Source organism: Rheinheimera muenzenbergensis (genome assembly GCF_036984005.1).
Lineage (GTDB): Bacteria > Pseudomonadota > Gammaproteobacteria > Enterobacterales > Alteromonadaceae > Alishewanella > Alishewanella muenzenbergensis.
On record NZ_JALAAR010000002.1, the window covers coordinates 197,414 to 210,546 of the forward strand.

14 protein-coding genes are annotated in these 13,133 nt (G+C 52.5%); 11 read left to right on the forward strand and 3 right to left on the reverse strand.

Translation table 11 applies throughout. From position 1 onward, the window contains the following. Positions 1 to 69: 69 nt before the first annotated feature. The 9 genes from ftsB (at position 70) to rpoS (ending at position 6,894) form a co-directional block, all read left to right on the forward strand. Positions 70 to 366: a cell division protein FtsB gene (gene ftsB / locus MN202_RS03090; protein WP_335734624.1), complete on the forward strand. Its 297-nt coding sequence runs from the start codon at positions 70 to 72 to the stop codon at positions 364 to 366. Beyond that, a complete protein-coding gene (gene ispD, locus MN202_RS03095; RefSeq protein ID WP_335734625.1) occupies positions 359 to 1,054 on the forward strand; it encodes a 2-C-methyl-D-erythritol 4-phosphate cytidylyltransferase in 696 nt (231 codons plus the stop codon). The genes ftsB and ispD overlap by 8 nt, the downstream gene beginning before the upstream one ends. Further along, the gene (gene ispF / locus MN202_RS03100; protein WP_335734626.1) at positions 1,051 to 1,530 is read left to right on the forward strand and encodes a 2-C-methyl-D-erythritol 2,4-cyclodiphosphate synthase; all 480 of its coding nucleotides are present in this window, start codon (positions 1,051 to 1,053) and stop codon (positions 1,528 to 1,530) included. Before ispD ends, ispF begins: the two co-directional genes overlap by 4 nt. Then, complete coding sequence (truD, locus tag MN202_RS03105; RefSeq protein ID WP_335734627.1) at positions 1,527 to 2,570, forward strand: tRNA pseudouridine(13) synthase TruD; 1,044 nt, start codon at positions 1,527 to 1,529, stop codon at positions 2,568 to 2,570. Before ispF ends, truD begins: the two co-directional genes overlap by 4 nt. A 3-nt stretch (positions 2,571 to 2,573) precedes the next feature. Then, on the forward strand, positions 2,574 to 3,326 hold the full coding sequence (gene surE / locus MN202_RS03110) for a 5'/3'-nucleotidase SurE (RefSeq protein ID WP_335734628.1): 753 nt from the start codon (positions 2,574 to 2,576) through the stop codon (positions 3,324 to 3,326). Between the two features lies 1 nt (position 3,327). After that, complete coding sequence (locus MN202_RS03115) at positions 3,328 to 3,966, forward strand: protein-L-isoaspartate(D-aspartate) O-methyltransferase (RefSeq protein ID WP_335734629.1); 639 nt, start codon at positions 3,328 to 3,330, stop codon at positions 3,964 to 3,966. Positions 3,967 to 3,989: 23 nt separating this feature from the next. Beyond that, a complete protein-coding gene (locus tag MN202_RS03120) occupies positions 3,990 to 4,886 on the forward strand; it encodes a DUF368 domain-containing protein (RefSeq protein ID WP_335734630.1) in 897 nt (298 codons plus the stop codon). 236 nt (positions 4,887 to 5,122) lie between these two features. Beyond that, entirely contained in the window at positions 5,123 to 5,827 is a 705-nt protein-coding gene (locus MN202_RS03125; protein WP_418333879.1) for a peptidoglycan DD-metalloendopeptidase family protein, read from the forward strand. An 80-nt stretch (positions 5,828 to 5,907) separates the two neighbouring features. Further along, positions 5,908 to 6,894, forward strand: coding sequence for an RNA polymerase sigma factor RpoS (gene rpoS / locus MN202_RS03130; RefSeq protein WP_335734631.1), 987 nt, complete (start codon positions 5,908 to 5,910; stop codon positions 6,892 to 6,894). Positions 6,895 to 6,925: 31 nt separating this feature from the next. Here rpoS and MN202_RS03135 read toward each other — a convergent pair whose 3' ends face one another. The 3 genes from MN202_RS03135 to mutS are packed head-to-tail and all read right to left on the reverse strand — an operon-like array spanning position 6,926 to position 11,370. After that, entirely contained in the window at positions 6,926 to 7,567 is a 642-nt protein-coding gene (locus tag MN202_RS03135) for a GntR family transcriptional regulator (protein WP_335734632.1), read from the reverse strand. A gap of 1 nt (position 7,568) precedes the next feature. Beyond that, entirely contained in the window at positions 7,569 to 8,732 is a 1,164-nt protein-coding gene (locus MN202_RS03140; RefSeq protein ID WP_335734633.1) for a benzoate/H(+) symporter BenE family transporter, read from the reverse strand. Positions 8,733 to 8,790: 58 nt separating this feature from the next. Further along, positions 8,791 to 11,370, reverse strand: coding sequence for a DNA mismatch repair protein MutS (gene mutS / locus MN202_RS03145; protein ID WP_335734634.1), 2,580 nt, complete (start codon positions 11,368 to 11,370; stop codon positions 8,791 to 8,793). Positions 11,371 to 11,402: 32 nt separating this feature from the next. On the opposite strand from mutS, the gene MN202_RS03150 reads away from it, so the two are divergent. Together MN202_RS03150 and recA are read left to right on the forward strand one after the other, a co-directional pair. After that, entirely contained in the window at positions 11,403 to 11,903 is a 501-nt protein-coding gene (locus MN202_RS03150) for a nicotinamide-nucleotide amidohydrolase family protein (protein ID WP_335734635.1), read from the forward strand. Between the two features lie 62 nt (positions 11,904 to 11,965). Further along, positions 11,966 to 13,009 (forward strand): recombinase RecA, encoded by a 1,044-nt coding sequence (gene recA / locus MN202_RS03155; RefSeq protein ID WP_335734816.1) that lies wholly within the window; start codon positions 11,966 to 11,968, stop codon positions 13,007 to 13,009. Positions 13,010 to 13,133 lie beyond the last annotated feature (124 nt).

Genomic DNA, 13,133 nt, shown 5'->3' on the forward strand with positions numbered 1-13,133 from the left:
GTTATTGCTGCTTTGCAATCGCCGGCTCAGGCTTCATAATAACCGCAGTCTGTTAACTGAAGCGGTACTATGCGATCACTTACTTTCTTGCTTATTGTGCTGTTGGCAGCGTTGCAATACCGGCTTTGGTTTGGCCAAAACAGCGTGGCAGATTATTTTCGCCAACAGGATGAATTACGCAGCCAGCAAGCCAGCAACCTGGAACTGGAAAAGCGCAACCGGCTGCTTAAAGCCGATGTTACTGATTTGCAGCAAGGGCTGGAAGCAATAGAAGAGCGGGCCCGCAATGAGCTGGGACTAATTCGCGACGACGAAGTATTCTTCCGCATGTTTAGCCAGCGCGATATCGAGGGGCGCGATGACTGAGCCGCAAACTATGCCGATAGCAGCAGTGATACCGGCCGCCGGTGTGGGTAAACGCATGCAAAGCAGCCTGCCAAAACAATATCTGCTGTTGCATGGTAAAACTATTCTGGAACACAGCATTGCCCGGTTACAGGCCAGCGGGGTTGTCAGCCAAATTTGGCTGGCGCTGGCGCCGGACGATGGCTATTTTACCGATACCGCCCTGGCGTATAGCGACATCAACCGGGTAAAAGGCGGTGCCGAGCGCATGCATTCGGTGTTAAATGCCTTACAGCAGATTGATGCGCACCGGTATCCCTGGGTGTTAGTGCACGATGCGGCCAGGCCATTAGTGTCGGCCGATGATATTCGCCAGCTTATTGCCCGTTGTCTGCAACAGGACCTGGGCGGCATTTTGGCCTGCCGGGTACGTGACACCATGAAGCGCGGCGAAAACAGTGTTAGCGAAACCGTTAGCCGTGAGCATCTGTGGCATGCCCTGACACCGCAATTTTTTCCTACCTCGCTGCTGCGGGCCGCGCTGACAGATGCCATTGCCGCCGGGGTACAGGTTACCGATGAGGCGTCGGCGATGGAGTGGGCTGGCCATAAGGTGCTATTAGTTGCCGGGCGCAGCGACAATATTAAGATTACCGAGCCGGCCGATCTGGCGCTGGCCGCATTTTATCTGGAGCAGATTGCAACATGAAACTTCGTATTGGTCATGGTTTTGATGTCCATGCCTTCGGTGGCGAAGGCCCGATTACACTGGGCGGCGTTAAAATTGAATATAGTCAGGGGCTGCTGGCGCACTCCGACGGCGATGTCGTATTGCATGCGTTAGCTGATGCATTGCTGGGGGCGTTGGCGCTGGGCGATATTGGCCATCATTTTCCTGATACTGACGCTGCTTTTAAAGGCATCGACAGCCGGATCTTATTACGTAAAGTCTTTACCGAGGTGCAATCCGCCGGTTTTGCCATCGGCAATGTCGATATAACTATTCTGGCACAGGCGCCTAAAATGGCACCACATATCGGTGCGATGCGCCAATGCATAGCAGATGATCTGGGCTGTAGCTTGTCGCAGGTGAATGTCAAAGCCACCACCACCGAAAAGCTCGGCTTTGTCGGTCGCAAGGAGGGCATAGCAGTAGAAGCTGTTGCCTTGCTGGTTGGCGCATGAGTAGCAACGCCGGACTGAATTACCTGTATGGCCCGCCGGCATGCCAGGCAAAGCTGCGCAGCCAGGCAGAAGATTTTATTGTTGATGAGCAATTAAATTTCATCCCCAGCGGCAGCGGGGAGCATCTGCTGTTACATATCGAAAAACGTGGCCAGAATACCCAGTTTGTTGCTAAGCAGCTGGCAACACTTACCGGCTTGCGGGTGCGCGATATCAGCTACGCCGGTTTAAAAGATCGCCATGCCGTTACCCGGCAATGGTTTTGCTTTAAATGGCCGATCAAGCAGGAGTTAGCCTGGCAAGACTGGCAGCTTGAAGGCTGCACTATTCTTAACGTGCAGCGGCATTACCGCAAATTACGTTTGGGGGCATTAAAAGCTAACCAGTTTCAGATCCGCTTACGTGATCTGACTGACAGTGCCGGCTTGTTGCAACGGGCTGAGCAGGTAAAGGCCGGTGTACCAAACTATTATGGCGAACAGCGCTTTGGCATTGGCGGCGGTAATTTGCAGCTGGCGCAACAGCTGTTTGCCGGTAGCAGCATTACCGATCGTAAATTACGCGGCCTGGCGTTGTCGGCGGCGCGCTCTTATGTATTTAACCAACAAGTGACGGCGCGTATTGCCAACGGGCAGTTTAGTACCGTGCTGGACGGCGATGTGCTGCAATTGGATGGCAGCGGCTCGGTATTTCGTGTGGCCGCTGCTGATGCGGCTTTGCAACAACGTTTGGACGCAGCCGATGTGCACCCGACAGCCGTGTTGCCGGGCATTGGCGAGCCGATGGTCAGTGGCGCAGCGGCCGGGTTGGAGCAGCAAGTACTGGCCGGGCATGCACAACTGGTGCAGGGGCTGATAGATTATCGTCTGCGCTCAGAGCGGCGCGCTATCCGGCTGATGCCACAACATCTGAGCATACAACTGCAACAGCAGGATGCCATAATCAGCTTTGCCTTACCGGCTGGTTGCTTTGCTACCAGCGTATTGCGTGAGCTGGTGCAATATCACGATGCCAGCCGAGATGGTACTGTACTGGAGTAACGGATGCGGATTTTATTAAGTAATGATGACGGTGTGTATGCCAAAGGCATGCAGGTGCTGCAACAAGCGTTGAGCCAGTTTGCCGAAGTAACGACAGTTGGCCCGGACCGCAATTGCAGCGGTGCCAGCAACTCGTTAACGCTGATTAATCCTTTGCGGGTGCAGAGGCTGGAAAATGGCTTTTTATCCGTTAACGGCACGCCTACCGATTGCGTGCACCTGGCGATAAGTCAGTTGCTGGATTTTACCCCCGATTTGGTCGTGGCGGGTATTAATCATGGCGCTAACCTGGGGGACGATGTGTTGTATTCCGGCACGGTAGCAGCCGCGACCGAAGGCCGGCATCTTGGCTTGCCGGCTATTGCCGTGTCATTAGCCGGACGCGACGAAGAGCATTTTGCCACTGCAGCTTATGTTACTGTGCAGGTTATTAAAAAGCTTAAGTCGCACCCGTTGCCGGCAGATCAGATATTAAATATTAACGTACCTGCTGTGCCGATAGAGCAACTAAAAGGCATACAGGTTACCCGCCTGGGGCGGCGGCACAAGGCTGAAACCATGACCAGCGCTACCGATCCCTGGGGCCGGAAAATATACTGGTATGGCTCACTGGGGCCGGAGCTGGATGCCGGCGAGGGCACAGATTTCTATGCGGTAGCCAATGGTTTTGCGTCGGTTACGCCGCTGCAGATTGATATGTCGGCCTATAAAAGCATGGACACCTTACGCAATTGGTTAGAGGGGATTTGTTTGTAACATGGCAGTCGCAACATCACGCAGTGCCGCACTGCTGGCACAAAAACTACAACTCGAAGGTATTGGTCAGTCACAGGTGTTGGCAGCTATTGCCAATACACCCCGGCATCTGTTTGTCGAAGCCGTGCTGGCGCATAAAGCCTACGAGAATACCGCCTTGCCGATTGGCCAGGGCCAGACCATTTCGCAGCCTTATATTGTCGCCCGTATGACCGAGTTACTGCTGCAAGATAAAGCTCCGGGCAAACTACTGGAAATTGGTACCGGCTCAGGCTATCAAACCGCTATTCTGGCGCGGCTGTTTGGCCATGTTTGTAGTGTTGAACGCATAAAGGCGCTGCAGTTTCAGGCCAAACGGCGCTTGCAACAACTTGACTTACATAATGTGTCAATGAAACACGGTGATGGTTGGCAGGGCTGGCCGAGTAAGGCACCGTTTGACAGCATTATCGTTACGGCGGCGCCAACTGAAGTACCAACAGCGCTATTGCAGCAGCTGAATGATGGTGGTCGTTTAGTGATCCCGGTTGGTTTGCACGAGCAAACATTACGGGTATATGAGCGCCATGGCGATGACTACAGCAGCCGCGACATTGAAGCAGTGCGCTTTGTACCATTGGTGCCGGGTGAGCTGGCCTGATTATCTGACTGAAGGGATACAAGATGCAGTACCTGCAATGGTTAATTAAAGGCCTGGCGATGGGCGCCGCCGATGTGGTGCCGGGGGTTTCCGGTGGCACGCTGGCATTTATACTTGGTATCTATGAGCGGTTGCTGGCCGCCATCAGCAGTTGTAATTTGGCTGCGCTAAAATTAGTTGGCCGCATGCAACTTGCAGCCTTTTGGCGTCATATCGACGGCACTTTTTTACTCTGTTTATTTACCGGCATCTTACTAAGTATTTTTTCGCTGGCCGGCGTCATAACCTATTTGCTTGAATACCGGCCGATACCGCTGTGGGCATTGTTTTGCGCGCTGATTATTACCGCACTGCCACACCTGTGTGCCAGTGTGCGCTGGAACATCAGCCGGCTGCTGTTAGCCATGCTGGGCATAGCCTGCGCTGTGATGGTAGCCATGTTGACCCCACGTGAGTTAGAGCCCGATGCCTGGATGTTTTTCATCGCCGGCGCTGTGGCAATTTGTGCCATGATTTTACCCGGCATTTCCGGTAGCTTTATTTTATTGATGTCTGGCATGTATGCGCCCGTGCTGCTGGCGGTTACCGAGTTACAACTGACGGTCTTGTCATTATTTATGCTGGGCTGCATTATAGGCTTATTAAGTTTTTCCCGGCTGTTGCACTGGTTACTGCAGCATTATCATGACAGCAGCCTGGCGTTGCTCATCGGCGTGGTAATAGGTGCTCTGTATCGCATCTGGCCCTGGCAGGCAGAGCAGCAGCTTTATTTGCCCTGGCACTATGCCACAGAGGTTGCTGCGGCTGATCTTACTGCAGCGGCGTTTAGTGCGCTGGCGGGGGTATTGCTGATGTTATTGTTGCTGAACATGGAAAAGTGGTTGAAAGTGCCCACAGCGCCTGTTTCAACACCAGACTGATTAAGGAGTCAGGTATTCGTTGTTTTGCAAAATACCAGTCATCGTTAATACCTTATCTTTGCTGCCAGAGTGCCGGCAAGGTAGCATTGCTGCTATTGGCCGCACTGTTGGCAGCCTGTTCGTCAAGTTCCGGCCCGGCGCCGGTAACCACGCTGGAACTTCGGGAAAACTTCTACCAGCAGCGTAACCGTGGCACCCTGGCCAGCCGCACATATGTAGTGCAGCGAGGTGATACCTTGTATGCTATTGCCTTTCGCGCCGGTAAAGATGTGCGTGAACTGGCAGCACTTAACGGCATCGCCAGCCCCTATACAATCTTCCCGGGACAAACATTACGCCTAACCGGCAAAGTGAAAGCTAAGCCGGCTGTAACGGCGGGCAGCCCTAAAACAGTGCAGAACAAACCGACCAGCAGTGCAACAAAAAACACAAATAAGAATAATTCAAGCCCAGCAAAATCAAATAGTTCAGCAAAATCTGTTAAACCTGTTGCACCGCAAAATCAAAAGGGTTATGTTCAGATACAGCCAAAAAATAATAAAAAAACCGCGAATCCTACCCTAAATGGGGACTTAGTGCAATGGCAGTGGCCGGCTAAAGGAAAAATAATTTCTGCTTTTTCCAGCCAGCAGCATGGCAATAAGGGCATTGATATCGCGGGGCAGGAAGGTGGAAAAGTAGTAGCGGCGGCCAGTGGACAGGTAGTATACGCTGGTAATGCGCTGCGGGGGTATGGCAACCTGATTATTATCAAACACAACGATGATTATCTGAGTGCTTATGCCCACAACCGGAAGCTGCTGGTTAAAGAGAAGCAGATGGTTACCGCAGGGCAACAGATTGCAGAGCTGGGAAGTACTGACGCGACAGATGCGAGGCTGCATTTTGAAATTCGCTTCAGGGGCAGTTCGGTTAATCCGTTAAAGTACTTACCAAAATAAAAATAAGATACACAAGTATCAGGAATGGATGCAACAGCGCTTGGCCAGCCCCAGCACCCTGTAGACGTGGGAGAAAGGATATGGGACAAAAAAGTGACGACGATATAGATTTCAAAGAAGACGAGCTGAACGACGATGTGATGCTTGAAGATGATGCAGAGCCTGAAGCAGCCGCTCTGGTTGCAGAAGACAGCAGTAGCGAAGATGTTTTTGCCCGTGACGACAGTCAGAAAACCATGGACGCTACCCAGATTTATCTGGGCGAAATTGGTTTCTCGCCGTTGCTGTCAGCCGAAGAGGAAGTGTATTTTTCCCGTCTGGCTTTAAAAGGTGATCAGGCCGCACGTAAGCGCATGATCGAAAGCAACCTCAGGCTGGTGGTAAAAATTGCCCGCCGTTATATCAACCGCGGTCTGGCCTTGCTGGACCTGATCGAAGAAGGCAATCTGGGCCTGATCCGGGCCGTAGAAAAATTTGACCCTGAGCGCGGTTTTCGTTTTTCTACCTATGCCACCTGGTGGATCCGCCAGACCATAGAACGCGCCATCATGAACCAGACCCGTACTATCCGTCTGCCGATCCATGTGGTTAAAGAGCTGAACATATACCTGCGTGCAGCGCGCGAACTTTCACAAAAACTGGACCATGAACCGACACCGGAAGAAATAGCCACAGCGCTGGACCGGCCGGTGGATGAAGTGCGTAAAATGCTGAAGTTAAATGAAAAAATTACTTCAGTCGATACGCCTGTAGCCGGGGCGTCGGAAAAACAGTTACTCGATGTTATTGCCGATGAAAAAGAACTGGGGCCGGAAACCGAACTGCAGGATGAAGACATTCGCCAGCATTTAGTGGTTTGGCTGAACGAACTTAACCCGAAACAACGCGAAGTGTTGGCCCGGCGTTTTGGTTTACTGGGCTATGAACCGTCAACTCTGGAAGATGTGGGGCATGAAATTGGTTTAACCCGTGAGCGGGTGCGGCAAATTCAGGTTGAAGCACTGCGTCGGCTGCGTGAGATAGTGACACATCAGGGGCTGAATATCGAAACCCTGTTTCAGGAATAAGCTGCCAGCGATAAATTTTAGCAAGGCGCCGTCAGGCGCTTTGTTGTTTGTGTAACCACTGCACCAATAAGGCACCCGCTTCGGCTATATGCCGGGTTAACAGCGCCACCGCAAGGCCGCTGTTGCCATGGCGTAACAAACTAAGCAGTTCAGCGTGCTCTGCTGCACTGGTATCAGCATAAGCCTGCACCTGTTCCTGATAGCCCAGATAACGGGCAACTTGCTGGTGCAATTGCGCCAATAACCGCAGTAAATGTGGCTTGGCGCAGCTTTGGTACAGGATGCGGTGAAACTGCCAGTTTAGTTCGCCGCGCTGGTAGGGCGCCAGGCTGTTACTCGCTGTTATATAAGCTAACAGATCTTCAGCCTGGCCCAATTGACTGAAACTCATATTGGTCACAGCGTGCTGCAACGCCAGCGGTTCCAGCTGTAAGCGCAACATACACAATTCTTCTGCTTCAGCGGCACTAAAGCCGGGCACCTGCATACCGGCCTTGCCATGGGCGACTAACCAGCCTTCGTTCATCAGCGCGTGCTGCGCGTCACGCACGACGATACGGCTGACAGCATAATGCCGGGCCAGTTGTTGCTGCGTTAACACCTGACCGGCTGCCCAGTGTTGTAACTGAATGTCCTGCTTGAGCTGGTGGTATAACTGCTGCTTTTTTAACATTTTAGCGACGCCGGCTATTAACTAGCAGCAGGGTTGCGCCACCGGCTACTATGCCCCAGAACGCTGCGGCGATACCGAAAAAGCTTACGCCACTGGCGGTAACTAATAAGGTGATCACGGCGGCCTCGCGGTGCTCTCCCTCAGCTGTTGCGACGGCCAGATTAGCGCCGATAGTGCCCAGCAGCGCCAGGCCAGCCAGGGCGGCAATCATCTCTTTCGGGAAGGCAGAAAACAATGCCACTACGGTAGCGCCGGCCAGGCCTGCCAGCAGATAACATACGCCGGCAGCAATACCGGCTATGTATCGCTTGTCTTTGTCCGGGTGCGCTTCTGGCCCGGTACAGATAGCGGCCGTAATAGCGGCAAGGTTAATTGAAAACGCGCCCCAGGGCGCCAGCAGCAAAGTAGCTAAAGCGGTACTGCTGATAAGCGGTGACACCGGCGTCTGATAACCACTGGTGCGGATAACCGCAACGCCCGGGATATTTTGTGATGCCATGGTGACCAGCAACAGTGGCAGACCTACGCCCAGTAGCGCGCTGACTGACCAATGTGGCGTTACCCAAACCGGGGTGGTCAGGCTCAGGCTTAAGCTGTCCGTAGCAAACTGGCCTTGCCAGAGTACGGTAACAACGCCGGTTAACAGCACCCATAGAATGGCGTAGCGGGGCGATAAGCGTTTGGCCAGCAAATAGCTGACACACATCAGGCCGACCAACAGCAGCTGAGTGTGTAAAGAGGTAAAAATACTCAGACCAAATTGCAGCAATATGCCGGCCAGCATAGCACTGGCCAGCGGCAAGGGTATTAGCCGGGTAAGTTTATCAAACCAACCGCTGATACCAATAATAACGCCCAGTGCAGCGGTAAAAATAAACACCGCCACGGCTTCGTTTATGCTCAGGCCTTGCAGGCTGCCAGCCAATAAGGCGGCACCGGGTGTCGACCAGGCGGTAATAACTGGCGCCTTGTAATACCAGGATAAGCCAATGCAGGTAGCCGCCATACCAATCCCCAATGCCAATAGCCAGGATGCCATGATGTCTTGCGTTGCCCCTGCCGCAGCGGCCGCTTGCAGTACTATCGCCACTGAGCTGGCAAAACCTACCAGCACAGCGACAAAGCCTGCCACTATCGCTGACAGGCTGAGATCTTTAATCCACATAAATTCACTCAAACAAAAAAAGTATACCTAATATAAAATGTATACATTTTATGTCAAGTTATAGCTGTTGCTTTAGCTGATACAGCAATTCCAGTGCCTGGCGTGCGCTGAAATCATCCGGATTAATATCGCGTAGCTGCCCGACAATAGGGTGTTCGGCGTCCAGTAAGCTAAGTTGCGGCGCCGTCGTTGTCACTGCAGCGTTTGGCTTAGGTGACACCGGTGTGCTGTGGTGTTCCAGCTCAGCCAGTTTTTGCCGGGCCCGCTGAATAACGGCTTTGGGCACGCCGGCCAATTGGGCTACCTGCAAACCAAAGCTTTTGCTGGCGGCACCGTCCTGCACATGGTGCATAAACACGATATCGTCACCATGCTCTACCGCATCTAAATGCACATTGGCCAGGCCGGGTAACTGCCCGGCCAGTTCGGTCAGTTCAAAGTAGTGGGTAGCAAACAAAGTTAAGGCTTTAATTTTAGTGGCAAGATAATCGGCACAGGCCCAGGCTAAGCTTAAACCATCGTAAGTGCTGGTACCGCGGCCAATTTCGTCCATTAATACCAGGCTGTGCTCAGTGGCATGGTGCAAAATGGTGGCGGTTTCGGTCATTTCCACCATAAAGGTCGAGCGGCCGGAGGCTAAATCATCCGAGGCCCCTATGCGGGTAAAAATACGATCTACCGGGCCAATAACAGCTTTGTCTGCCGGTACATAACTGCCGATATAAGCCATTAGTACGATAAGCGCTGTCTGGCGCATATAAGTTGATTTACCGCCCATATTTGGCCCGGTGATCATCAGCATGCGCCGTTGTTGATGCAGCGTCAGCGGGTTGGCGATAAACGGCTCGGTCAATACCTGCTCGACCACAGGATGGCGCGCTTGCTCCAGCACTATGCCGGTGTCGGCACGTAGTTGTGGCCGTTTATAGTTCAGGCTGTCGGCGCGTTCGGCAAAGTTACACAGTACATCTAACCCGGCCAGGGCCTGAGCCAACTGTTGTAACTGGGCTAAAAACGGTACTGTCAGCTCAAACAACTGTTCGTACAATTGCTTTTCCAGTGCCAGGGCTTTGCTCTGGCTGCCCAGCACTTTGTCTTCATATTCTTTCAGCTCAGGAATAATATAACGTTCGTTGTTTTTCAGCGTCTGGCGGCGCACATATTCGGCTGGCACCTTAGTGTCGGCACTGCGGCCGGTTTCAATGTAGTAACCATGAATGCGGTTAAAACCGACTTTTAACGAAGCAATACCGGTGCGTTCCCGCTCCCGCTGTTCCAGTTGCTCTAAATAGTCGGTGGCACCGCTGGCTAAAGCCCGCCATTGGTCCAGCTCGGCGTTATAGCCTGCTGCTATCACGCCACCATCACGTATAAGCACCGGCGGGTTTTCGACTATTGCCTGCTCTAACAGCTGGCAAAGTGCTGGTAAGGGCTGGCTGCTGTGGCTAATCTGGCAAAGTAAGTCACTGCTAAATTGACTTAACTGTGGTGTCAGTGCCGGCAGTTGCTGCAGCGCCAGACGCAGCCTGGCAAAGTCGCGCGGGCGGGCACTGCGCAGTGCCAGGCGGGCAATAACCCGTTCAATATCGCCGATATGTTTTAACTGCTGTTGCAACTCGTCGAAGTTGCTGTCTAACTCAGTTACGGCATCCAGCCGGGCATTGACTTCGGCCTGGCTGCGCAGCGGGGCGTGGATCCAACGCTTTAGCAAGCGCGAGCCCATGGCTGTCTGGCAGCGGTCGAGCACTGCTGCCAGCGTATGCTCATAATTACCGGCCAGATTGACGGTAAGTTCCAGATTGCGCCGGGTTGCCGCGTCCAGCACTATATTGTCCTGCGAGCGTTCCAGCGCAATAGCACGGATATGCGGCAAGGCAGCACGCTGGGTATCTTTAACGTATTGCATCACGCAACCGGCAGCCATTAAGGCTACAGGTGCGTCTTCAACACCAAAACTGAGTAAATCTTTGGTAGCAAACTGCTGGCAAAGCAAACGTTTGGCGGTTGCCAGCTCAAACTCCCACAGTGGCCGGCGGCGTGCGCCCTTGCGTTTTTCTATCAGATAGCTGGCAGCAAAATCTTCCGGGTATAGCAGTTCTGCCGGGTTTAAGCGTTGTAGCAGGGCGGCTAAATCATCGCTGTTGTCCACCTGATTGAGCAAAAAACGACCACTGCTTAAGTCAATCTGAGCCAGGCCATATTGGTTGCGTAACTGCACTATTGCACATAGCAGATTGTCCTGGCGCTCATTTAACAGGGCTTCATCTGTCACGGTGCCGGGGGTGACAATACGCACGACCTTGCGCTCTACCGGGCCTTTACTGGTGGCCGGATCACCTATTTGTTCGCAAATAGCCACTGACTCGCCCAGCTGTACCAGGCGGGATAAATAGCCCTCAACCGCATGATAAGGCACGCCCGCCATCGGAATAGGGGTGCCGGCACTTTGGCCGCGCTTGGTCAGGGAGATATCCAGTAAGGCGGCGGCGCGTTTGGCATCGTCGTAAAACAGCTCGTAAAAATCGCCCATCCGGTAAAACAGCAAAATGTCGGGGTGTTGGCTTTTCAGTCCCAGATATTGTTGCATCATTGGGGTATGTGAGCTTAAGGCTTGCTCCGTTTTCGTCTCTGACGGCATAATGACAGTATTAATTCCCTGTTGGATAAAATATGACGGTCGTAGCAGATAGTCTGCAGCTGGCGACGACACTAGGCCAGCTATTATTACGGAAAAAATGGACTATCACCACTGCAGAATCCTGCACCGGTGGCGGCCTGGCCTATTGCTTAACGGCAATCCCCGGCAGTTCTGCCTATGTTGACCGCAGTTTTATCACTTACAGCAACAAAGCTAAGCAACAAATGCTGGCGGTACGCAGTGCAACCTTATTGCAATTTGGTGCAGTCAGTGAAGAAACGGTGCGCGAAATGGCCGCCGGTGCCGCCAAGGCTGCCGGTGCTAACGTTGCGGTGGCCATTTCGGGTGTTGCCGGGCCGGATGGTGGCTCTGTTTACAAACCGGTTGGCACGGTTTGCTTTGGTTTTTATGTCGATGGCAGCGTTGCCAGCAGCCATATGCTGTTTGCCGGTGACCGCCAGCAAGTACGCCAGCAGGCAATAGATTATGCGCTGAAACAAAGCATCCAGCTGTTGACAGCACTACTAAACTAGACTACTGTACGAGCATACAGTGTTAATTGCCGGCCCGCGCCGGCGCAACCATGGATATTAAGATGGACGACAACAAGCAGAAAGCACTCGCCGCCGCCTTAGGGCAAATTGAACGTCAGTTTGGTAAAGGTTCTATTATGCGTCTGGGCGACAGCACAGCGCTGGACATTGCAGCAGTATCGACCGGTTCATTGGGGCTGGATATTGCACTGGGCATAGGCGGTTTGCCTTATGGTCGTATCGTTGAAATTTATGGCCCGGAGTCATCCGGTAAAACTACTTTAACTTTGCAGGTGATTGCAGAAGCGCAAAAAGCCGGTAAAACCTGTGCTTTTATTGACGCCGAGCACGCACTGGACCCGGTATATGCCAAGAAATTAGGCGTAAATGTCGATCAGTTACTGGTATCACAGCCGGACACCGGTGAGCAGGCGCTGGAAATATGCGATATGTTAGTACGCTCTGCTGCAGTAGACGTAGTAATAGTGGATTCTGTTGCGGCGTTAACACCAAAAGCTGAAATTGAAGGCGATATGGGCGACAGCCACATGGGCTTGCAGGCCCGGTTAATGTCTCAGGCACTGCGTAAGCTGACAGCTAATATTAAGCGTTCTAACACCTTATGTATCTTTATTAACCAGATCCGGATGAAAATTGGTGTGATGTTCGGTAACCCGGAAACCACTACCGGTGGTAACGCGCTGAAATTCTATGCCTCGGTGCGGCTGGATATCCGCCGTATTGGTTCGGTAAAAGAAGGTGACGAAATCACCGGCAACGAAACCCGGGTTAAGGTCGTTAAAAACAAAGTTGCACCACCGTTTAAACAAGCCGAATTTATTATTCAGTATGGTGCCGGTATTAACAAACTGGGTGAGCTGATTGATCTGGGCGTAGCGCAGGGCCTGGTTGATAAAGCGGGCGCCTGGTATGCCTATCAGGGCAACAAGATTGGCCAGGGTAAAGCCAATGCGATGAAGTTTTTGGCCGACAACCAGCCAATAGCCGATGAAATTGAAAAAGAATTACGCAGCCGTTTATTGTTAAAGCCGGGTGAAAAACCGGTGGAAGAAAGCATACCAGAGGCATTTGAAGCCGACTTATAAACATTGTTCATCTGACGTTAATAAAGCCAGCCTATGCTGGCTTTTTTTTGTGGCAAATTTCCGCTTGCTCTGATTTCAGTGCGGCGATAAGCTGTGATTCTGCGATTAATTGCGGATCTTCCCA